Origin of the sequence: Lentzea sp. NPDC003310 (assembly GCF_040610935.1) — a bacterium.
GTDB lineage: Bacteria > Actinomycetota > Actinomycetes > Mycobacteriales > Pseudonocardiaceae > Lentzea.
Genome location: NZ_JBEXNC010000004.1, coordinates 379356 through 399436, shown reverse-complemented (window position 1 = coordinate 399436; position 20081 = coordinate 379356). Strand labels below are relative to the sequence as shown.

Genomic DNA, 20081 nt, shown 5'->3' with positions numbered 1-20081 from the left:
CCTCCGGCGTGACCTCCCCGCGCCCTGCCGCGCAACTGGAACCGGTCAGCGCGTCCGCGACCGTTCCGCACTGCCCTGAGCCGGGCCGAACCGCGACCGTCGCGTACGACCCCCAGCGTGGCGAAAATGCGGGGCAGGTGCGGGTGGGACTTGGGTAGCGTCGCGCCCCATGCGTGATCTTGTGGCGTTGCCCAAAGCCCACCTGCACGTCCACCTCGAAAGCACCGTGCGCGCGGACACCCTCGCCGAACTCGCCTCACACCACGGCGTGGACGTGCCCGCCGCGCAGGCCGGGACGTTCGGCGGGTTCGCGCAGTTCGCCGCCCACAACGGGGCAGTGCGGGACTGCCTGCGGCGAGCCGAGGACTTCCACCGGATCGCGTACGAGTTCTGCGCCGAGGAAGCAGCGCAGGGGACCCGGTACGCCGAGGTCACGTTCACCGCGGCAGCGCACGGAGAACGACTCGGTGATCCGGACATGCCGCTCGAGGCGGTGTTGTCCGGGCTCGCCGCAGGACAGGCCGCCCACGGCATCGAATGCCGTGTGATCGTGGACCACCCCAGGAAGCGATCGGTCGCGCGGTTCGAGGAGTCGCTGCGGCTCGCGGCCGCGCACCCGCGGGTCGTGGCGATCGGCACCGCGGGCGAGGAGAACCACCCGCTCACCCCGTTCACCGCCGTGTTCCACGCCGCCCGCGACGCCGGCGTCGGACTCGTGCACCACGCCGGAGAGTGCTGCGGGGCACCGAGCGTCGCCGAAGCCGTCACCACCGGGCTCGCCGACCGGATCGGCCACGGCTTCCGCGCACTCGAGGACCCGGAGGTCGTCGCACTGCTGCGGGACCGCGCCACACCGCTCGAAGTCTGCCCGTCGTCGAACGTCGCGCTGGGACTGGTCGAATCGCTCTCCTCTCACCCGCTACCACTTCTCATCGACGCCGGCCTGACCGTCACGCTCAACACCGACATCCCCGCCACCACCGGCACCACGCTCACCGACGAGTACCGCCTGCTGCGCGAACACCTCGGCTTCGACGACGACACCCTGGCCTGCCTCGCCGCCAACGCCGTCGACGCCTCCTTCGCACCCGAGGACACGAAAACCGCGCTGCGTCAGGACATCGCCACCTGGCGAGCCGGCTCGTAACACACCAGCCCGTGCCGGGCCGCCAGCAACGACACCAGCTCCACCACCTGCCGCTGCCCCGGCCACACCACGTGCACGATCACCGCGTCCACCCCCACCGTCAGCGCCTCGTCCCACGACACCGGCGACGACGGATCAGGCGACGTGCGCCGCAGCTCCCGCACGAACGCCGCCACCGCCGGCTCGAACGCGCCCAGCGGCGAGGACCGCAACTCCGCGTACCGGGCCGCGGCCTCGGCGAACGACGCCGGACCAGGAGCCCGCCACACCACGACATCGACCGGCACGCTGTCCGCCTCGTCCATCACGCCACCTCCGCACACGCCGACCGCGCGACCCGCACGCCGCTCCCCGCCGACGCCGTGGCGCCGGACCGCCCAGGGGAACGCGTCGAGGTCCATGTCCGAGACGCTAGCGAGGGGGTCTGACAATTTTGGACGCCTCGACATCCGCGCAGCTCAGGGGCGGTCGGATGGTGCCGTCCGAGCTGCGGCGGGGGAAGTGCGGCGGGACAGCTGCGGCAGCGAGGTGAGGCAGGGGGAGGTGGCAGCGGGAGGTGGCAGCGGGAGGTGGCTAAGCCGACCCTGCGACCAGGGCGCAGGGGTGTGGCGCGGTGACGAGGTCGCGCCGCCGGGGACGCCAGAAGCGACGAATGGTCAAGGCCAGCGACCTCGCTGCGGACGCCGCCAAGTCGTAGCCGCGTCGCCGGGCGCCTGAAGGCTCAGGCCGCGTCCTCCAGCCCACCGGACAGCTCCCACAGACGCGGCAACCGCAGCGCCGCCTCCGCCGGCGAGTCCAGGTCCCACACCTCCCCGGTGAACAGGCCCGCGTCCGCCACCGGCACGTGACCCAGGATCGCCAGGGCGTTGTCCAGCGACCGGCCCGTCGCGATGAAGAACGCCTCCCGCGCCACCCCCGACAGGCCCTCCCACAGCGGCCACGCCGACTCCGGCCACGACGGGGCGCCGACCGCCAGCAGCGTGCGGACCGCCGGCACGTCCGCCAGGGCGTCCGGGAACGCCGCCACCGAGGCGAGCACCGACCGGCCCAGCCCGATCAGCCACGACTGGAACTCGACGAAACGGTCCGCCGAACACATTCCGTCGCACAACAAATAAGCGGCGTGCCAGTGCGCGAACGTGTTCACACGGCCACGCGAGGCGCCCAGTAACGTCTCGAAACCACAAATGTCACCCGGCGGCAGCAAGGCCAGTCGCGAGGTCAGCCACACGCGCCGTTCGTGCTGGTCAGAGCTAGCGGAAGCCGACTGGTCGAGCAGAGCCCAGAAGACGTCGAGATCCATGAGAACGACGTTATCGGACAGGTCTGACAATTCCCGGAGGTCGGAAACTACGCAGGCTTGCCGAACAGCGACCACAACCGCGGAATGCGGCGCGCGATGTCCGCCGGGGCCTCCATCTCCACCTCCTCCCCGCCCGGATCGACGTCGAACGCCCGCGTCTGGCCCCGCATCGCCAGCAGCTCGTCCAGGTCGCCGGAGCCGAACGCCTCATCAGGCACCCGGTACAGCGACTCCCACTCCGGCCAGTCCTCGTCCGCCCAGTCGTCCACCGTGCCCAGCGCCGCGAGCCGCCGCACCGCCGGCACCGACGCCAGGGCGTCCGGCGACGCCGCGACCGAGGAGAACACCCGCGAGCCCTGGCCGATCAGCCACGCCTGGAAGTAGAAGAACGAGTCCATCCCGCACAGGCCCGCGCAGATCAGCGTGGCCGCCTGCCAATGGGCCCACGTGTCCACCCGGCCGCGCTCACGATCGAGCAGCACCGCGAAGTCGGCGATCTCACCCGGCGGCAGCGCGGCGAGCCGGCTCACCAGCCGTTGTTCCTGGTCAGGTGCGGCCGCCACCGCGTCGTCGACCAGGTTCCAGAAGCCCTCGACGTCCACACCGGGACGGTAGCGAGGGGGTCTGACAGTTATTGACGCGAAGGAACCGCGACCGCCTGACTATCCTTGAGCCCAAATGGACACCCCGCACGCTGAACTGCACAAACGCCTGCCCGAGCTCATGCCGCGTGATCAACGCCGGCTCGCCAGGCGCCTCGACGGCGCACGCAAGGTCAAGGACCCGCTCGCGCGCAAGAAGATCCTCGAGGAGATCGCCGCCCAGATCGACGAGGCCGCGCTCAAGGTCGCGCTGCGCCGGGAGTCCGTTCCCAAGATCAGCTACCCCGCCGAACTGCCCGTCAGCCAGCGCAAAGACGACATCAAGGACCTGATCGCAGCGAATCAGGTCGTGATCGTCGCCGGCGAGACCGGTTCCGGCAAGACCACGCAGCTGCCCAAGATCTGCCTCGAGCTCGGCCGCGGTGTCACCGGCCAGATCGGGCACACCCAGCCGCGGCGCATCGCCGCCCGCACCGTCGCCGAACGCGTCGCGGAGGAGCTGGGCACCAAGCTCGGTGACACGATCGGGTACAAGGTCCGGTTCACCGACCAGTCCGGCGACGAGACGCTGGTCAAGCTCATGACCGACGGCATCCTGCTCGCCGAGATCCAGACCGACCCCACGCTGAGCCGCTACGACACGATCATCATCGACGAGGCCCACGAACGCAGCCTCAACGTCGACTTCCTGCTCGGCTACCTCAAGCAGCTGCTGCCGCGCCGCCCCGACCTCAAGATCGTCATCACCTCCGCCACGATCGACCCGCAGCGCTTCAGCCAGCACTTCGGCGACGCCCCGGTCATCGAGGTCTCCGGCCGCACCTACCCGGTCGAGACCCGCTACCGGCCGCTGGAGGAGGACGACGACCAGACCCAGGGCATCATCAACGCCGTCCACGAGCTGCAGGCCGAAGGCCCCGGCGACGTCCTGGTGTTCCTCTCCGGCGAACGCGAGATCCGCGACACCGCCGACGCCCTCAAAGCCGAGGACCTCAAGAACACCGAGATCCTGCCGCTGTACGCGCGGCTGAGCGTCGGCGAGCAGCACCGCGTCTTCCAGCGCCACACCGGCCGGCGGATCGTGCTGGCCACCAACGTCGCCGAGACCAGCCTCACCGTGCCCGGCATCAAGTACGTCGTGGACCCCGGCAACGCCCGCATCTCCCGCTACAGCCACCGCCTCAAGGTCCAGCGGCTGCCCATCGAACCGATCTCCCAGGCGAGCGCGAACCAGCGCAAGGGCCGCTGCGGCCGCGTCAGCGAGGGCATCTGCATCCGCCTGTACTCCGAGGAGGACTTCGAGGCCCGCCCCGAGTTCACCGACGCGGAGATCCTGCGCACCAACCTCGCCAGCGTCATCCTGCAGATGACCAACATCGGCCTCGGCGACGTCGCCAAGTTCCCGTTCATCGACCCGCCGGACTCCCGCAACATCAACGACGGCATCGGCCTGCTGCAGGAGCTCGGCGCGATCAACGCCGCCGAACGCAAGCTCACCCCGACCGGCCGCAAGCTCGCCGCCCTGCCGGTCGACCCGCGCCTGGGCCGCATGGTCCTCGAGGCCGACACCACCGGCTGCCTCAAAGAGGTCATGATCATCGCGGCGGCACTGTCCATCCAGGACCCCCGCGAACGGCCCGCCGACCAGCAGGAGGCCGCGACCCAGCAGCACGCGCGGTTCGTCGACAAGGAATCCGACTTCGTCACCTTCCTCAACCTGTGGCAGTACCTCAAGGAACAGCAGAAGGAACTGTCCGGCAACCAGTTCCGCAAGCGCTGCAAGGCCGAGTTCCTCAACTACCTGCGCGTGCGCGAGTGGCAGGACATCTACCTGCAGCTGCGGCAGGTCGCCAAGCAGATCGGCATGCACGTCAACGACCAGCCCGGCGACGCCCGCAACATCCACATCGCGCTGCTGTCCGGTCTGCTCAGCCACATCGGCGTCAAGGACGTCCTCAAGAAGCAGGCCCCCAACGAGAAACGGCGCCCGCTCACGGAGTTCCTCGGCGCCCGCAACGCCAAGTTCGCGATCTTCCCCGGCAGTGCGCTGGCGAAGAAGCCGCCGCAGTGGGTGATGGCCGCCGAGCTCGTCGAGACCAGCCGCCTGTGGGGCCGCATCGTCGCCAAGATCGAACCCGAGTGGGCCGAACGCCTCGGCGAGCACGTCGTCAAACGCCAGTACAGCGAACCGCACTGGGAGACCAAGCGCGGCAGCGTCGTCGCCCTGGAGAAGGTCACGCTCTACGGGGTGCCGATCGTCGCCGGCCGCAAGGTCAACTACGGGCGCATCGACCCCGAGCTGTCCCGCGAGCTGTTCATCCGGCACGCCCTGGTGCAGGGGGAGTGGACCACGCACCACCGGTTCTTCCACACCAACCGGGCGCTGCTCGAGGAGGTCGGCGAGCTGGAGAACCGGGCGCGGCGCCGCGACATCGTCGTCGACGAGGAGACCCTCTTCGAGTTCTACGACAAGCGCGTCGCCCCCGAGGTCGTCTCCGCCCGGCACTTCGACTCGTGGTGGAAGAAGCAGAAGAACAAGAACCAGCTCACCTTCACCAAGGAGATGCTGGTCAACGACCGCGCCGACGTCAGCGCCGACGCCTACCCCGACCAGTGGCGCCAGGGCGAGCTCACGCTGCCGCTGAGCTACCACTTCGAACCCGGCAGCCGCAACGACGGCGTCACCGTCCAGCTGCCGCTGCCCGCCCTGACCACCCTGGACGACGACGCGTTCTCCTGGCAGATCCCCGGCCTGCGCCACGACCTCGTCGTCGCGCTCATCCGGTCGCTGCCCAAGCAGATCCGCCGCAACTTCGTGCCCGTCCCCGACGTCGCCACCGCCGTGCTGGCCCGCATCAAGCCGGGTGAGACGTCGTTGCTCGGCGGCGTCGAACGCGAACTGCGCGCGCTGACCGGCGTGACCGTGCACCGCGAGGACTGGCAGTTCGACGCCGTCCCCGACCACCTCAAGCTCACCTTCCAGGTCGTCGACGAGCACAACCGCACCCTCGCCGAGGGCAAGGACATCGCCGTGCTCAAGGAGAAGCTGCGCGACGAGGTCCGCGAGTCGCTGTCGCAGGCCGCCGGGCACCTCGAACGCACCGGCCTCACCACCTGGGACTTCGACGCGCTGCCGCGCACCATCGAGCAACGGCAGTCCGGCATCACCGTCACCGCCTACCCGTCGCTGGTCGACCAGGGCGAGAGCGCCGCGATCAAGGTCCTCGACACCCCCGGCCGGCAGGCCTTCGCCCACCGCCGCGGCGTGCGCAGACTCCTGCTGCTCGGCGTCAACTCACCGGTCAAGCACCTGCAACGGCACCTCGACAACGGCGCCAAGCTCGCGTTGACCCGCAACCCGCACGGCAGCGTCGCCGCCCTGCTCGCCGACTGCATCATGGCCGCCGTCGACCGGCTCATGGGCGACCCGGCCTGGGACGCCAAGTCCTACGCCGCGCAGCTCAAGAAGGTGCAGGCCGCGCTCAACGACACCACGTGGGTCGTCGTGCAGGAGGTCCGCAAGGTCCTCGAAGCCCACCACGAGGCCGAGCTGAAGCTCTCGGGTCTCAAGGGCGCCCCGGACTCCGCGAACGACATCCGCGCGCACCTGAACTCGTTGGTGTACAAGGGGTTCGTGACGCACACCGGGTATGACCGGCTGCCCGACCTCGTGCGGTACCTCAAGGGCGTGTCGCGGCGGATCGAGAAGCTGCCCGAGAACCCGCGCCGCGACCTCGACTGGACGAACCAGGTCCACCAGGTCCACGCCGAGTACCGGGAGCTGCGCGCCCAGACGCCCGTCGACGAACCCGCTCCCGAGCTCGACGAGATCCGCTGGATGATCGAGGAACTGCGCCTGTCCTACTTCGCCCAGACCATCAAGACCCGGTACAGCATCAGCGACAAGCGCATCTACAAAGCACTCGACGCCGTACCGCTGTAGGCCGCTACCGTGGCACATGCACTTCCCTGGGGATTCCACGTGGCAGGTGTCCAGCGGCAGCGGAGACGCCTTCGTCCTCTACGTCCGTGACGCGATGGGCGTCAGCACCCCGACCGCCGACTCGATCCCGCCCCTGACCCCGCCGGTCGAGCGCCTGCACGACGTGTACGTGCCGGAGACCTTCGGGTCGGGGTGGGACCGGTGGTGGACGGAGTCGCTCACCACCGGCGGCGGTGGCCGCCCACCCGTCGGCGTGCCCGAGCACCTGCGCGAGGCCTACCAGCGGTGGCGGCCCGACCACACCTCGCCCGAGCAGACCCGGCGCCGCGATGCCGCCCGCCGGCACTCCTACGAGCTGCTCACGGAGATCGTCGACCAGCTCACCACCGAGCTCGGCCACCCACCGAGATTCAGCTTCACACTCGTCGAAATCCCCGTGCAGGGGCAGTTCTGGCGTCGCGTCGGCACGCACACCGCGCTGGTGTCCGACGAGCTCAGGGCCTCGCGCAACCTCCTCGCGCCCCTGGAGTCAGTCCTGCGCGAGCTCGCCCAGTAGCGCCTCACCCGTGCGGAACAGCTGCTCCAGCAACGGCCGCAGCAACACCCCCGCCGGCGTCAGCGCGTACGACGTGCGCACCGGGAACCCGGGGGAGCGGGTGCACACCACCAACCCCTGCGCCACCAACGACTCCAGCCGCTCGGTCAGCACCTTCGCGCTCAACGTCGGCAACCCCGCCCGCAGCTGCGAGAACGACCGCGGCCCGGCCAGCAGGTCCCGCACCACCAGCGTCGCCCACCGGCCGCTGACCGCCGCCAGCGCCACCTCCACCGGGCAGTCCTCGGTCGGGCGGTCCCAGGTCACCGTTTGGTGACCCACTTCGGCGGGAGCGACGCTGTCGGCATGCACCCCTCCAGTGTCGCCCACGCCTTCGCCGCCGCGTTCAACTCCCGCGACCCCGAGGCCGTCGACGCCGTCTACGAACCCGGCGGCCTGTTCGTCCCCGAACCCGGCACCGTCGTCACCGGGCGGGACCGGCGTGACGCCAACCAGCGGTTCCTCGCACGAGGCCTGCCCATCGACGTCACGCCCCGGCACGTCTACGAACACGACGGCATCGCCCTGCTCGTCGTCGACTGGACCATCGGCGACGTGACCGGTACCGCCACCGACGTCGCCCGCAGGGGTGCGGACGGCCGGTGGCGGTACGTGATCGACAACCCCTTCGGCACCCGCTAACCCGGCGGCGGCTCCAGGGCACCGGTCATGATCGCCACCGCGTCCGACATCGACACCGACTTCGGGTCCACCACCGCCTTGCGGCGGCCCAGGCGCTGGATGTGGATGCGGTCGGCGACCTCGAACACGTGCGGCATGTTGTGGCTGATCAGGATCACCGGCAGGCCCCGCTCGCGGACCTGCAGCACCAGGTCCAGCACCGCGCGGGACTCCCGCACACCCAGCGCCGCGGTCGGTTCGTCCATGATCACCACCCGGCTGCCGAACGCCGCCGCCCGCGCCACCGCCACGGCCTGGCGCTGGCCGCCCGACAGGGTCTCGACGGCCTGGCCGGGGTTCTGGATCGTCATGATCCCCAGCGCGTCGAGCTGCCGGCGCGCCTCCTCCCGCATGCCCGAGCGGTCGAGCATCCGGAACACCGAGCCCAGCACGCCCTTGCGGCGCAGCTCCCGGCCCAGGAACAGGTTCGCCGCGATGTCGAGCGACGGCGACACCGCCAGCGACTGGTGCACCGTCTCGATCCCCGCCCGCCGCGCGTCGAGCGGTGTGGAGAACGACACGGGGGAGCCGTCGAGGAAGATCTCGCCCTCGTCCGGCACCACCGCCCCCGACAGGGCCTTGATCAGCGACGACTTGCCCGCGCCGTTGTCGCCGATCACCGCCAGGATCTCGCCCGGCAGCAGCTCCAGGTCCGAGCCCGCCAGCGCCGTGACCTTCCCGTACCGCTTGACCAGGCCGGTCGCCTGCAACACCGGGGTCATGACCTGACCTTCCTGATCCACTGGTCCAGCGACACCGCCACGATGATCAGCACACCCACGGCCATCGTCTGCCACAGCACGTCCACTCCGGCCAGCGCGAGGCCGTTGCGGAACACGCCGACGATCAGCGCGCCGATCAGCGACCCCACCACCGCGCCGCGGCCGCCGAACAGCGACGTCCCGCCGATCACGACCGCGGTGATCGAGTCGAGGTTGTCGGTCTGTCCCGCCTGCGGGCTCGCCGACGCGATCCGGCCGATCAGCGTCCACGCCGCCAGCGCGTAGATCAGCCCCGCCGTCGCGTACACGCTCAGCAGCACCTTCGCCGTGCGGATACCGGACAGGCGCGCGGCCTCCACGTCGTCACCGGTGGCGTAGACGTGCCGGCCCCACGCGGTGTTCTTCAGCACGAACGCCATCGCCGCCACCAGCAGCACGAGCATGATCGAGCCGTAGGTGATGCGCGTGCCGCCCACGGTGAACGTCTGCCCGGTCCACAGCAGCAACGACGGCATGTCCGTGCCCCGGATCGTCGCGCTGCCCGAGTACCAGAGGTTCAGCGCGAAGAACACGTTGAGCGTGCCGAGGGTGACGATGAACGGCGGCAGCTTCAGCCGCGTCACCAGCAGCCCGTTGAGCAGCCCGCACAGCGTGCCCACGACAAACCCGAGCAGCAGCGCGGGCAGGCCCGGCAGCCCGGTCTCGGATGCGACCTTCGCCATCACGATCGAGGTCAGCACCATGATCGCCCCGCACGACAGGTCGATGCCCGCCGTGAGGATCACGATCGTCTGCCCGACCGCGAGCGTGCCGACCACCGCCACCTGCTGCAGGATCAGCGAGATGTTGCCCGGTGTCAGGAACCGGTCCGACAGCAGCGCGAACACGACCACCGCGACCAGCAGCACCACCGCCGGGCCGATCGTCGCCTGCGCGTGCAGCAGGTGCTGCAGCCGCGTCAGCGGCGAGGTCTCGCGTGACTCCACCACGGCCATGTGATCAGCCCCAGCAGTTCTGCAGGCCCCACGCCGAGTCCTTCGACTCGACGCCGTCCGCCGGCTGGTCGGTCACCAGCGTGACGCCGGTGTCGGTGTTCTGCGGCTTCGACCCGTCCTTGGCGAACTTCGCCACCGCCTCCACGCCGAGCTGCGCCATCTTCAGCGGGTACTGCTGCGAGGTCGCCCCGATCACCCCGGCCTTGACGTTGTTCACGCCCGGGCAGCCGCCGTCGACCGACACGATCACCACGTCCTTCTCCTTGCCCGCCGCCTTGAGCGCCTCGTACGCGCCCGCCGCCGCCGGCTCGTTGATCGTGTAGACGAGGTTGATCGACGGGTCCTTCTGCAGCAGGTTCTCCATCGCCCGCCGCCCGCCCGAGGGGTCGCCGTCGGTCACGTCGTGGCCCACGATCCGCGGGTCGGACTCGTCACCGATGCGGGTCTTGTCCTTCACGTCGACGCCGAAACCCTCCAGGAACCCCTGGTCGCGCTGCACGTCCACCGACACCTGGTTCGGGTTGAGGTCCAGCAGCGCGATCTTCGCCTGCTTGCCCTCCTTGGCGAACTTCGACTTCGCCCACTGCCCGATCAGCAGCCCGGCCTGGTAGTTGTCGGTCGCGAACGTCGCGTCCGCGGCGTCAGCCGGTTCGAGCTGGGTGTCCAGGGCGATCACCAGCAGCCCCGCCGCCCGCGCCTTGTCCACCGACGGCACGATCGCCTTCGAGTCGCTCGGCGTGATCAGGATGCCCTTCGCGCCCGACGCGATCAGGTTCTCGATCGCGTCCACCTGCGACTGGTTGTCGCCGTCCTGCTTGCCCGCGAACGACTGCACCGTCGCACCCGAGGACCCCGCCGCCTGCTGCGCGCCCTCCTTCATCTTCACGAAGAACGGGTTCGTGTCCGTCTTCGTCACCAGCCCCACCAGCGTCGACCCGCCGCCGGACGATCCACCACCTCCGCACGCGGTGAGCACGAGCAACGCCGCTGCGCCGACAACCCCGACCGTTCTGCGCATGACACACTCCTACGTCAACGTTGACGTAACCACTCCTCCGCGGTCTCACCGCGAGTAACGGTGAAGCGGCTACATGTGATATCGATCGGGTATACCGTTCGCGTCATCGTTGACGCAAGGGTCGAAGGGCACCGGCATGGACAGACGCGAACCCACGATGCGCGACGTCGCCGCGCTCGCGAAGGTCAGCACCAAGACCGTCTCCCGCGTCATCAACGGCCTGCCCGGCGCCGGCGCCGAGGTCGCCGACCGCGTCCGCGCCGCCGCCCGCACCCTGGGCTACCGGCCCAACCTCACCGCGAGCGCGCTGCGCCGCTCCGACCGCCGCAGCGCCACCATCGGCGTGCTGTTCGAGGACCTGTCCAACCCGTTCGACGCCGCCCTGCTGCGCGCCGTCGAGGACCACGCCCGCCGCAGCGGCGTCCTCGTCCTGGCCGGCAGCAACGAGGACGACCGCGTCCTGCAACGCGAACTGCTCGTCTCGCTGTCCGCCCGCCGCGTCGACGGCGTCGTCGTCATGGCCGCCGGCGGCCACCAGGACGCCCTGCAGCACGAACGCGAACGCGGCACCCCGATGGTGCTCGTCGACCGGCCGCCCACCTTCGGCGACACCGACTGCGTCACCACCACCAACCGCGAGAGCAGCCGCGACGCCGTCGCGCGCCTGGCCGCCCTCGGGCACCGCGACATCGCGTTCCTCGGCGACCGCCGCACCCTGTGGACCAGCCAGGAGCGCTACACCGGCTACCTCGAAGGCCTCGCCCGCGCCGGCGTCGCCCTGCGCACCGAGCTCGTGCACACCGACCTGCACGGCGCCGACCTCGCCGAGACCGCCACCGCCGCGCTGCTCGACCTCGACCGGCCCCCCACCGCGCTGTTCACCGCGCAGAACCTCGTCACCGTCGGCGCCCTGCGCGTGCTGCGCGCCCGCGACCTGCACCGCCGCGTCGCCGTCATCGGCTTCGACGACTTCCCGCTCGCCGACCTGCTCGAGCCCGCCGTCACCGTCGTGCGCCAGGACGTCCCCGGCATCGGCCGCAAAGCAGCCGAGCTCATCCTCGCCCGCGTCGACGGCGACACCTCACCCCCGGTGCACGCCGTCGTCCCCGCCGCCCTCGTCCCGCGCGGCTCCGGCGAGATCGCGCCTAGCTGACAGACACCACCGCGTCCACGACCTGCGGCCCCGAGTTCAGCACCGGGTCGTTGTGGTCGGCGCCGTCGATCTCCACCAGCGTCGCCCGCGCCGCCGTCGCCACCTCACGCGACTGCGCGGGCGGCACGACCGAGTCCCGCGTGCCCAGCAGCACCACCGTCGGCACGTCCACAGCGGACACCCGCTCGACCACCGGGTACTTGTCCTGCAACAACATCTTCACCGGCAGCCACGGGAAGTGGTGCGACCCCGCCGCCGCCAGCGACGTGAACGGAGACCGCAGCACCAGGCCCTTGGGAGCCCGGTAGGTGGCGAGCTCGGCCGCCACCGCCGCGCCCAGCGACTCCCCGAAGTACACGACCGGCCCGTCGATCAGGTCCAGCGCCGCCCGCGCGTCGTAGGTCAGACCCTCCTCCGTCGGCTTGCCGGGGTTGCCGCCGTAGCCGCGGTAGTCGAACAGCAGCACCGACAACCCGCGCGCCGTCAGCCCCCGCGCGAGCGACAACCTGCCCTCGCGGTTGCCGGCGTTGCCCGGGAACACGATCACCGTCGCGGGCGCGTCCGGCAGCTCGAAGTGCCAGCCGTCGAGCAGCAGGCCGTCCGCGGTGACGAGCCGGACGTCACGGCCGCCCGCCATCGCCTCGTCCGCGGACGGGAGCGGGCCGGGGGAGGGGAAGTACACCATTTTGCGCTGGAGACCGAAGACCACGGCGACGATGGTGACAACCACCGCCAGCGCGATCAACACCGCCCTCCGCATCGGCTCATTCCAGCAGAGTCCGAGGCCGCTGTCCCCGCCCCGCCGCGGGTATCGTCGCGCGACGATGACGAGGCAGAAGTTCCTGACCGCCGGGCACTCCACCCACGACCTCGGCACCTTCGCCGGCCTGCTGCTCGGGCACGGCGTCACCGCGGTCGCCGACGTGCGGTCCACCCCGTTCAGCCGCTTCGCGCCGCGGTTCAACCGGCACGCCCTCGAGCGCGCCCTGTCGGCGCGCGGGATCAAGTACGTCTTTCTCGGCGCCGAGTTGGGCGCGCGGCCCACCGACCCCGGCTGCTACGCCGGTGGCAGGGTCTCGTTCGCGCGGCTGGCCGCGAGCAGGCCGTTCACCAGCGGCATCGACCGCCTGCGGCGCGGCGCCCGGACCGAGCGGATCGCCGTCGTGTGCGCCGAGGGCGAACCGCTGGACTGCCACCGCACCGTCCTGGTGTCGCGCGTCCTGGCCGACGGCGGCGCCGACGTTGAGCACCTGCACGGCGACGGCCGCGCCGAACCGCACGCCGAGGCGATGCTGCGCCTGATGGCCACCTTCGGGCTGGCCGACGAAGACCTGTTCCGCACCCACGACGAACGCCTCGCCGACGCCCTGCGGCGTCAGGAGGCGCGCATCGCCCACCCGGCCTGAGCGCCGGGCGTCAGCTCTCCGGCGCGAACGGCACCAGCACCACGGTGATGTTGTCGTGCCCGCCCGCCTCCAGCGCCACCTTCACGAACTCCTCCGGCCCGCACGGCAGCAGCGGCTGCAGGTCCTCCGGCTCCGGCCGGTAGTTGTGCAGCCCGTCCGAGCACAGCAGGAACACCCCCGGCGACGTCGGCTGCACCGTCACCACCTGCGGCACCACCTGGCCCGCGTCCGCGCCGATCCACCGCGACAGCACGTGCGCGCGGCGGTCCGTGCGCGCCTGCTCCTCGGTCAGCACACCCTCCGCGACCAGCTGCGCCGCCCACGTGTCGTCCGTGGTGAGCTGCTTCGAGCCCTCGTCCGACAGCCAGTAGGCGCGCGAGTCGCCGACCCAGCCGATCGTCACCGACGAGCCCGACACCAGTGCCGAGACGAACGTGCACGACGGCGCCACCCCGCGCGCACCCGCCTCCATCGGTTCGTCCTCCACGAGCTTCTCCACCGCGGAGCACGACGCCGCCACGGCGTCGATCATCGCCTGCTCGGCGTCCGCGGAGTCGATCAGCGCGTTGAGCAGGACGTCCACCGCGGCGTCGGCGGCGGCCTGGGAGGCCTGCTCCGCCCGTTCCGAGGAGGCCACGCCGTCGCACACGACGGCGGCGACGCCCTTGCCCGCGACGTGCCCGAACGCCATCGAGTCCTCGTTGCGCGCGCGGCGCTTGCCCCGGTCCGACACGCCGGACACCGCGCCGAGCGTGTACTCGACCCGGTCGCGCGCCGAGGGCTGGTGCCGGCCGCACTGGGTGCAGTAGTCCTCGTCATCGATGTCGGGCGACCCGCACAGGATGCACGAGGCCTGCGCGGGACCGGTCGGTCCGCCCAGCGGCGTGCGGCGGACCAGCAGGTTGCGTCCGCACGCCTCGCAGAACCGGTCCTCCGCCGCCACCGGCGCGGAGCACTCCGGGCACTTCAGGGTGTCCATCAAACCAACGTCCTAGGCCTTACCGCGTTCGCGCGGTCCACCAATGCGATCCGTTCCTCCGGCGTGGCCGCGAACCGGGCCAGCGTGCGGTAGCGCGCCTCGAGACCCAGCCGAAGTTCGTGTTCGGAGAGTGCACAGTCCAGCACCTTGCCCTCGGCGGCCTGATTGCGGGTCACGTAGTCGTAGGCCGCCTCCAGCACCTCCGCCGACAGCTGCGTGTGCGAATGAACGTCGATGTCCAAGGCGTGCAACCGTTCCCCGGCCGCGACGAGGTCCTCGGCCGCGCAGTCGCCGAGCTGCGCGCGCACCGCCGCGATCTGCGCCGGCAAGTGTTGCGAAGATGTGTCCGGAACGGCCAGCAGCACCTCGACCGCCCGCGCCCGGTCCCCGCACGCCAGCAGCACCCGCGCCAGCCCGAACGCCGCCGACACGTACGAGTGATCCGTGCGCCACACGAGCTCGTACCAGCCCGCCGCGCTCTTGAGGTCGTCCGTCGCCTCGCAGCACACGCCCAGCGCCAGCTTCGGCGCCGCCTCGCCCGGCACCGCCGAGCACACCGCGTCGAAGAACCCCAGCGCGTCACCCGGCCGCTGGTCGGCGAGCGCCGCGAGGCCCCGGTACCAGTCCGGGCGCCAGTCCTCGGCGGGGTCGAGCTCCGGCTCGTCGAACATCGACGGCGCCGTCAGCGCCTCCAGCTCCCGCAGCGCCGCCCCGGTGTCCCCGGACTCGATCAGCACCCGCACGATCCGCAGCCGCACCTCCACCGTCAGCTCCGGTGCCTTGCGCAGCCCCTCCGGGTCCGACGTCGTCGCCGTCGCGAGCCACGACGCGGCCGCGTCCGAGGTGCTCACGCTCGGCGCGGGCAACGCCAGCGCCACCTCCCGCAGGTCCAGCGCGCCCTCCACGCCGAAGCGGCGGCGTTCCGGCGTGAACTGCCGCGACAGGCCCGGCCGCGCCACCCCGTCCTCGAGCGCGAGCACCTCGCGCAGCACGCCGGTGAGCTGCTCGGCCATGTCCTGGGCGCTGCAGAAGCGCAGCTCCGGGTTCGGGTTCGTCGCCCGCAGCAGCAGCCGGTGGAACGAGGAGAACCGCTCCAGCAGCGGCTCCTCCTGCGGCGTCGGCAGCCGGTCCTTGCACTTGCCCCGGAAGTCGAACGGGAAGCTCATCACCGCGAGCGCCCGGCCGACCGTGTAGATGTCGGAGAACACCGACGGGCCGATCGTGCCGATCTCCGGAGCCTGGTAGCCGACCGTGCCGTAGATGGGGGAGTGGTGGTCGTCGATGCGCCGCACCGCGCCCAGGTCGATCAGCTTGAGCTGCTCCTCGGTGTGGATCATGTTGTCCGGCTTGAAGTCGCAGTACAGCAGGCCCACGCCGTGCAGATAGCCGACCGCAGGCAGGATCTCCAGCACGTACGCGATGGCCTGCGCCAGCGGCAGCGCCTCGTCGCCGCGGCCCTCCCGGCGGCGGTTCGTGATCATGTCCTTGATCGACTCGCCGCCGACGTACTCCATTACGATGTACTCGACGAGCTTGCCGCTGGCCTTGTTCTCGTGGCGGATGAAGTTGTGGATCTTCACGATGTTCGGGTGCTCGACCTCGGCGAGGAACCGGCGCTCCGCCAGCGCCGCCGCCATCGCGTCCGCGTCGCCTGAGTCGAGCAGGCCTTTCAGCACCACCCACCGGTCGCTCACCGCGTGGTCCAGGGCCAGGTACAGCCAGCCCAGGCCACCGTGCGCGAGACACCCCAGCACCTCGTACTGGTCGTGCAGCACCTCGCCCGGCGCGAGCTTCGGCGTGAACGAGTAGGCGTGCCCGCACTGCGGGCAGAACCCCTCCACCCGGCCCGGCTTGTGCTCGGACGTGCGGCCGACCTTCTTGCCGCACTTCGAGCAGAACCGCTTCGCCTCCGGCACCTCGGGGTTCTCGAGCACCGCGGTCTTCGGGTCCCGGTACGGCACGCGCGGCACCTCGACCAGGCCCGCGCCCAGCCGGCCGCGGCTCATCGACCGGGCACTGCCGCGGCGCGCGCGTCCCGAGCTCGACCGCGCCACCTCCTGCGACACCGACCACGGCGCGGTCCCCGGCGCCGTCGACGGCCCGGTCTCGGGCAGTTCGACCTCTTCACTCATCGGCGGGCCCTCCCTAGTCCCGATAACGCGCGACCGGCGGCGTTGGTGCCGGCCCCAGCGTCGTCAGCCACCGGCCGTACAGCGCGCGCCACGTGCCGTCCGCGCGCATCCGCTCCAGCACGCCGTTGACGAACCGGACCAGGTCCTCCTGCCCCTTCGGGATCCCCACCCCGTACGACTCGTCGGTGAACCGCGACCCCACCACCTCGGTGTACGGGTCCTGCGCGGCGAGCCCGGCGAGGATCGTGTCGTCGGTGGAGATCGCGTCGACCTGCCCCTGCTGCAGCATGACCAGGCAGTCCGTCCAGTTCGGCACGCTGACTGTGGTCTTGGCCCTGTTCACGACGTTGCCCAGCGACGTCGACCCCGACGCCACGCACACCCGCTTGTCGCCCAGGCCCTCCACGCCGTACACACCGGAGTTGCGGCGCACCAGCACCCGTTGCCCGGCCTGGTAGTAGACCTGCGAGAAGTCGACGTCCTTGAGGCGCTCGCAGGTGATCGTCATGGTGCGCACCACGACGTCGACCGCGCCGCTCTGCAGCATCGGGATCCGCTCGGCCGCCGTGACGACCTTGAACTGCACCTTCTTCTCGTCGCCGAACAACGCCTTGGCGATCTGCCGCGCCACGTCGACGTCGAAGCCCTCGATCTCGCCCGTGAACGAGTTGCGGAACCCCATCAGGTACGAGTTCTGGTCCACCCCGGCGATCAACCGGCCGCGCTGCGCGATGCGCTCCATCGTCGAGCCCGCGGGCATCTGCCCGGCCGGCGGCAGCGCACCGGGCCGCAGGCTCGCCGTCGCGTCGCACGACGGAGCCGGCGCCCCCGAACTCGACGGCGCCGCCGACACGGTGCTCGCGCCCGCCGGCTGCGGGGCCGCCGCGCTGCGCGGCACCACCTCGCTCGGCGCCGGTCCCGCCGAGCACGCCCCGAGCAGCAACACCGCCGCCAGTGCCAGTCGCCTCACCGGTACTCCTTGAGTCGCTGCCACAACCCCATCGTCGAACCCGCGGCGCTGATCACCGCGAGCACCAGCACCCCGACGACCGTGCCCGCGAGCGACGCCCGCGCCACCGCCACCTCGTCGCTGAAGTCCTGCCGCGCCTCGCCGATCGCCCGCACCAGCGCCTGGTCCAGCGAGTCGAAGTACGGGTTGTCGATCAGCTTCACCGCGTCGGCGAACCGCCCGGCGTCGTCGGCCTCGCGGATGCGCTGGTGCACCTCCTGCCACTGCCGGAACTCCTGCGTCGCCTCGGTCACCGCCGCGGTGTCGTCCAGGCTCTTCGCGCGCTCCAGCAGCCCCTCCAGGCGTTCGGAGACCTCCACGAAGTTCTTCTCGTAGCTCTGCCCCGCACCCCGTGCGACCAGCGTCAACGTCTCCTCGCCGCGCGCGGTCAGCGTCGCGATCCGCGCCTGCGCCAGCGTGTCGACCTTCTCCGAGGCCGTGCGCGAGTCCGCGACGTCGTTCATCACCAGCACCGACACCGTCGTCACCCACAGCAGCGACACCGCCGCCGCCCCCGTCGCGACCAGCAGCCCGACGTTGAGCAACCGGTTCGTCTTGCGCGTGAGGTAGCGCTGGATCAGCACCAGCCCGATCACGAACGCCAGCGCCACCAGCACCGGCACCACCGGGAAGTTCGCCTCGTCCTGCGCTCTCGCGACCCGGTCGGTCTCGGCCCGGTACAGCTCCTGCGCCGCCGGCAGCAGCTGCGTGCGCATCAACCCCGACGCCTCCCGCAGGTACGCCGCGCCCACCGGGAACCCCTGGCGGTTGTTCGACCGCGCCGTCTCGATCAGCCCCGTGTACACCGGCAGCTGCGCCGCCAGCGTCGCGGTGAGTTCGGGGGAGGAGGCCGTCGCCACCGACAGCGCCGCCTGCGCCTGCGCGATGTCGGCCTCGTAGCGCTCCCGCAACCGCGAGGGCTCGAGCCCACCGGACAGGAACGCGCTCGCCGCCGTCGCGTCCGCGTCCTGCAACGCCCGGTAGACCTCCTGCGCGGCGTGCGCCAGCGGCTCCGACCGCGTCGCCAGGTCGTCGAGCGCCCGCTCCTGCCGGTTCACGCTCCACGTCGTGAGCCACCCGCTCGCGAGGCTCGCCACCACCAGCACCACGACGATCAGGCTCAACCGGCCCGGTGTCGACCGCGCCAGGCCGGTGACCCGGCGCACCAGCGCCTGCCGCGGCTGCGAGTCGATCACCACGAGCGGGCCTCCCGAACGACGAAGTTGATCGGCGTCGCGTAACTGTAGGCACGTCGATGACACCGCGTGGGAATTAACGACGCATCCCGGAAGGTGTCACTCGCCCGTTACCGCGCGGCGCACGTCAGAAACCGAGGCGCTCGGCCTCCGCGTGCCACCACGCTGGCGGGGACGCGCCCGTGACGCGGGACGTGGGCTGTTCGGGGTGCAGGCCGAGACGGCGCAGCGCGTCCGGCTCGACGGAGATCGCGATCACTCCGGAACCGGGCCGGCACATCAGGTCGACACGCACGTCCTCGGAACCGAACGGCATCCAGTCGATCCCGCGCTCGCGCAGTCAAGCCCGCACGGCGGCCCGGGGATTCGGCTGGCCCTTCACGTTGTCGTAGCGCGCGATGCGCACCCACTCGTCGTCCACGCCGCCATCATGGCCGGGACGCGACGAGCTGCGCCACCCCGTTGAGGATCATCTCCAGCCCGAACTCGAACGAGTGCTCCGGGCTGAACGCGCTCTGGTGCGCCTCCCCGACCGCCCCGCCCACCCGCGCCGCCACCGGGTACCGCGCCGGGTCGAACACCGTCATCAGCACCGGCGCCGCCGCGTCCCACCACTGCTGGTCGGTCAGCCCCGTCTCCTTCTCGGTCACCGCCGCCGCCGTCAGCCCCCGCGCCGAGTTCTGCACGTGCCCGAGGACCAGCTCGAGCACCGAGTCCATCTCCACGTCCGACAGACCGATGCCCTCCAGGCCGCGCAGCTCGAAGTCGTACTTCGCCGCCACCTGCGGGCCCAGCACCGTCCGCGACGGCGCCACCTGCAGCAGCCACGGGTGCCGGCGGTACAGCTCCAGGTTCTCCCGCGCCACGTACGCCAGGTGCGCGCGCCAGCCCTCGGCCTCCTCGCGGCCCGTGGCGGCCTGGACGGTGTCGACCATGACGTCGATCAGCTCGCCCTTGCCCGGGACGTAGGTGTAGAGCGACATCGTGCCCACGCCGAGGGACTCGGCCACGCGCCGCATCGACAGCGCCTTGAGGCCGTCGGCGTCGGCCAGGGCGATGCCTGCCTGCACGATGCGGTCCACGCTCAGGTCGTTGCCCTTGCGCGACACGCGTTCCTGGGTGCGCCACAGCAACGCCAGCGTCCGCGCCGGGTCGCCGCTGCCCGTGTGTTCGATCACGAGCGCCACCCTACCGTACCGT

Annotated in this window: 20 protein-coding genes; 6 read left to right on the top strand and 14 right to left on the bottom strand. The window is 71.2% G+C overall.

The genetic code is table 11. The features are described 5' to 3' along the window. Positions 1–169 precede the first annotated feature (169 nt). The gene (gene add / locus ABZX02_RS09550; protein ID WP_355296525.1) at positions 170–1147 is read left to right on the top strand and encodes an adenosine deaminase; all 978 of its coding nucleotides are present in this window, start codon (positions 170–172) and stop codon (positions 1145–1147) included. Here add and ABZX02_RS09545 read toward each other — a convergent pair. The 3 genes from ABZX02_RS09545 to ABZX02_RS09535 form a co-directional block, all read right to left on the bottom strand. Then, positions 1114–1548, bottom strand: coding sequence for a hypothetical protein (locus tag ABZX02_RS09545; RefSeq protein ID WP_355296523.1), 435 nt, complete (start codon positions 1546–1548; stop codon positions 1114–1116). The two genes, add and ABZX02_RS09545, sit on opposite strands and share 34 nt — an antisense overlap. A gap of 320 nt (positions 1549–1868) precedes the next feature. Continuing rightward, the gene (locus ABZX02_RS09540) at positions 1869–2450 is read right to left on the bottom strand and encodes a DUF4240 domain-containing protein (protein ID WP_355296522.1); all 582 of its coding nucleotides are present in this window, start codon (positions 2448–2450) and stop codon (positions 1869–1871) included. A gap of 47 nt (positions 2451–2497) precedes the next feature. Further along, positions 2498–3052: a DUF4240 domain-containing protein gene (locus ABZX02_RS09535; protein WP_355296520.1), complete on the bottom strand. Its 555-nt coding sequence runs from the start codon at positions 3050–3052 to the stop codon at positions 2498–2500. A gap of 76 nt (positions 3053–3128) precedes the next feature. On the opposite strand from ABZX02_RS09535, the gene hrpA reads away from it, so the two are divergent. After that, positions 3129–6995, top strand: coding sequence for an ATP-dependent RNA helicase HrpA (hrpA, locus tag ABZX02_RS09530; protein ID WP_355296518.1), 3867 nt, complete (start codon positions 3129–3131; stop codon positions 6993–6995). Positions 6996–7011: 16 nt separating this feature from the next. After that, the gene (locus tag ABZX02_RS09525) at positions 7012–7551 is read left to right on the top strand and encodes a hypothetical protein (protein ID WP_355296516.1); all 540 of its coding nucleotides are present in this window, start codon (positions 7012–7014) and stop codon (positions 7549–7551) included. Here the strand turns inward: ABZX02_RS09525 and ABZX02_RS09520 are convergent. Beyond that, a complete protein-coding gene (locus ABZX02_RS09520) occupies positions 7525–7857 on the bottom strand; it encodes a helix-turn-helix domain-containing protein (RefSeq protein ID WP_355296514.1) in 333 nt (110 codons plus the stop codon). The genes ABZX02_RS09525 and ABZX02_RS09520 overlap by 27 nt on opposite strands. Positions 7858–7896: 39 nt before the next feature. Here ABZX02_RS09520 and ABZX02_RS09515 point away from each other — a divergent pair, with 39 nt between their 5' ends. Next, positions 7897–8232 carry a nuclear transport factor 2 family protein gene (locus ABZX02_RS09515; protein ID WP_355296512.1) on the top strand — a complete coding sequence of 112 codons (336 nt, stop codon included), beginning with the start codon at positions 7897–7899 and terminating at the stop codon, positions 8230–8232. On the opposite strand, the gene ABZX02_RS09510 is transcribed toward ABZX02_RS09515, so the two are convergent. Genes ABZX02_RS09510 through ABZX02_RS09500 form a run of 3 tightly spaced genes read right to left on the bottom strand, consistent with a single transcriptional unit; the run spans position 8229 to position 11006 of the window. After that, on the bottom strand, positions 8229–8993 hold the full coding sequence (locus tag ABZX02_RS09510; protein WP_355296510.1) for an ATP-binding cassette domain-containing protein: 765 nt from the start codon (positions 8991–8993) through the stop codon (positions 8229–8231). The two genes, ABZX02_RS09515 and ABZX02_RS09510, sit on opposite strands and share 4 nt — an antisense overlap. Next, entirely contained in the window at positions 8990–9988 is a 999-nt protein-coding gene (locus ABZX02_RS09505; RefSeq protein WP_355296508.1) for an ABC transporter permease, read from the bottom strand. The genes ABZX02_RS09510 and ABZX02_RS09505 overlap by 4 nt, the downstream gene beginning before the upstream one ends. Before the next feature lie 4 nt (positions 9989–9992). Next, positions 9993–11006, bottom strand: coding sequence for a sugar ABC transporter substrate-binding protein (locus ABZX02_RS09500; protein WP_355296506.1), 1014 nt, complete (start codon positions 11004–11006; stop codon positions 9993–9995). A gap of 136 nt (positions 11007–11142) precedes the next feature. Between ABZX02_RS09500 and ABZX02_RS09495 the strand changes: the two genes are divergently transcribed. Continuing rightward, positions 11143–12159, top strand: coding sequence for a LacI family DNA-binding transcriptional regulator (locus ABZX02_RS09495; protein WP_355296504.1), 1017 nt, complete (start codon positions 11143–11145; stop codon positions 12157–12159). Here ABZX02_RS09495 and ABZX02_RS09490 read toward each other — a convergent pair. Further along, a complete protein-coding gene (locus ABZX02_RS09490; protein ID WP_355296502.1) occupies positions 12152–12919 on the bottom strand; it encodes an alpha/beta fold hydrolase in 768 nt (255 codons plus the stop codon). The two genes, ABZX02_RS09495 and ABZX02_RS09490, sit on opposite strands and share 8 nt — an antisense overlap. Positions 12920–12983: 64 nt before the next feature. Between ABZX02_RS09490 and ABZX02_RS09485 the strand changes: the two genes are divergently transcribed. After that, positions 12984–13565: a DUF488 domain-containing protein gene (locus ABZX02_RS09485; protein WP_355296500.1), complete on the top strand. Its 582-nt coding sequence runs from the start codon at positions 12984–12986 to the stop codon at positions 13563–13565. Between the two features lie 10 nt (positions 13566–13575). Here the strand turns inward: ABZX02_RS09485 and ABZX02_RS09480 are convergent, their stop codons facing one another. From ABZX02_RS09480 to ABZX02_RS09455, 6 genes are all read right to left on the bottom strand, one after another. Continuing rightward, positions 13576–14544, bottom strand: a complete 969-nt coding sequence (locus ABZX02_RS09480; RefSeq protein WP_355296498.1) for a protein phosphatase 2C domain-containing protein — start codon at positions 14542–14544, stop codon at positions 13576–13578. Then, positions 14544–16676 carry a tetratricopeptide repeat protein gene (locus ABZX02_RS09475; protein WP_355296496.1) on the bottom strand — a complete coding sequence of 711 codons (2133 nt, stop codon included), beginning with the start codon at positions 16674–16676 and terminating at the stop codon, positions 14544–14546. Before ABZX02_RS09475 ends, ABZX02_RS09480 begins: the two co-directional genes overlap by 1 nt. Before the next feature lie 13 nt (positions 16677–16689). Next, entirely contained in the window at positions 16690–17646 is a 957-nt protein-coding gene (locus ABZX02_RS09470; RefSeq protein ID WP_355296494.1) for a transporter substrate-binding domain-containing protein, read from the bottom strand. After that, a complete protein-coding gene (locus ABZX02_RS09465) occupies positions 17643–18884 on the bottom strand; it encodes a hypothetical protein (protein ID WP_355296492.1) in 1242 nt (413 codons plus the stop codon). Before ABZX02_RS09465 ends, ABZX02_RS09470 begins: the two co-directional genes overlap by 4 nt. Positions 18885–19008: 124 nt before the next feature. After that, complete coding sequence (locus tag ABZX02_RS09460) at positions 19009–19197, bottom strand: hypothetical protein (RefSeq protein WP_355296490.1); 189 nt, start codon at positions 19195–19197, stop codon at positions 19009–19011. Positions 19198–19309: 112 nt separating this feature from the next. Further along, positions 19310–20059, bottom strand: coding sequence for a TetR/AcrR family transcriptional regulator C-terminal domain-containing protein (locus ABZX02_RS09455; protein WP_355296488.1), 750 nt, complete (start codon positions 20057–20059; stop codon positions 19310–19312). Between the last annotated feature and the right edge of the window lie 22 nt (positions 20060–20081).

What these genes read in the sequence shown, in the direction of transcription:
- add (WP_355296525.1), top strand. Translation starts at nt 170, where the DNA reads ATGCGTGATCTTGTGGCGTTGCCCAAAGCCCACCTGCACGTCCACCTC.
- ABZX02_RS09545 (WP_355296523.1), bottom strand. Translation starts at nt 1,548, where the DNA reads ATGGACCTCGACGCGTTCCCCTGGGCGGTCCGGCGCCACGGCGTCGGC.
- ABZX02_RS09540 (WP_355296522.1), bottom strand. Translation starts at nt 2,450, where the DNA reads ATGGATCTCGACGTCTTCTGGGCTCTGCTCGACCAGTCGGCTTCCGCT.
- hrpA (WP_355296518.1), top strand. Translation starts at nt 3,129, where the DNA reads ATGGACACCCCGCACGCTGAACTGCACAAACGCCTGCCCGAGCTCATG.
- ABZX02_RS09525 (WP_355296516.1), top strand. Translation starts at nt 7,012, where the DNA reads ATGCACTTCCCTGGGGATTCCACGTGGCAGGTGTCCAGCGGCAGCGGA.
- ABZX02_RS09515 (WP_355296512.1), top strand. Translation starts at nt 7,897, where the DNA reads ATGCACCCCTCCAGTGTCGCCCACGCCTTCGCCGCCGCGTTCAACTCC.
- ABZX02_RS09510 (WP_355296510.1), bottom strand. Translation starts at nt 8,993, where the DNA reads ATGACCCCGGTGTTGCAGGCGACCGGCCTGGTCAAGCGGTACGGGAAG.
- ABZX02_RS09505 (WP_355296508.1), bottom strand. Translation starts at nt 9,988, where the DNA reads ATGGCCGTGGTGGAGTCACGCGAGACCTCGCCGCTGACGCGGCTGCAG.
- ABZX02_RS09500 (WP_355296506.1), bottom strand. Translation starts at nt 11,006, where the DNA reads ATGCGCAGAACGGTCGGGGTTGTCGGCGCAGCGGCGTTGCTCGTGCTC.
- ABZX02_RS09495 (WP_355296504.1), top strand. Translation starts at nt 11,143, where the DNA reads ATGGACAGACGCGAACCCACGATGCGCGACGTCGCCGCGCTCGCGAAG.
- ABZX02_RS09490 (WP_355296502.1), bottom strand. Translation starts at nt 12,919, where the DNA reads ATGCGGAGGGCGGTGTTGATCGCGCTGGCGGTGGTTGTCACCATCGTC.
- ABZX02_RS09485 (WP_355296500.1), top strand. Translation starts at nt 12,984, where the DNA reads ATGACGAGGCAGAAGTTCCTGACCGCCGGGCACTCCACCCACGACCTC.
- ABZX02_RS09480 (WP_355296498.1), bottom strand. Translation starts at nt 14,544, where the DNA reads ATGGACACCCTGAAGTGCCCGGAGTGCTCCGCGCCGGTGGCGGCGGAG.
- ABZX02_RS09475 (WP_355296496.1), bottom strand. Translation starts at nt 16,676, where the DNA reads ATGAGTGAAGAGGTCGAACTGCCCGAGACCGGGCCGTCGACGGCGCCG.
- ABZX02_RS09460 (WP_355296490.1), bottom strand. Translation starts at nt 19,197, where the DNA reads ATGCCGTTCGGTTCCGAGGACGTGCGTGTCGACCTGATGTGCCGGCCC.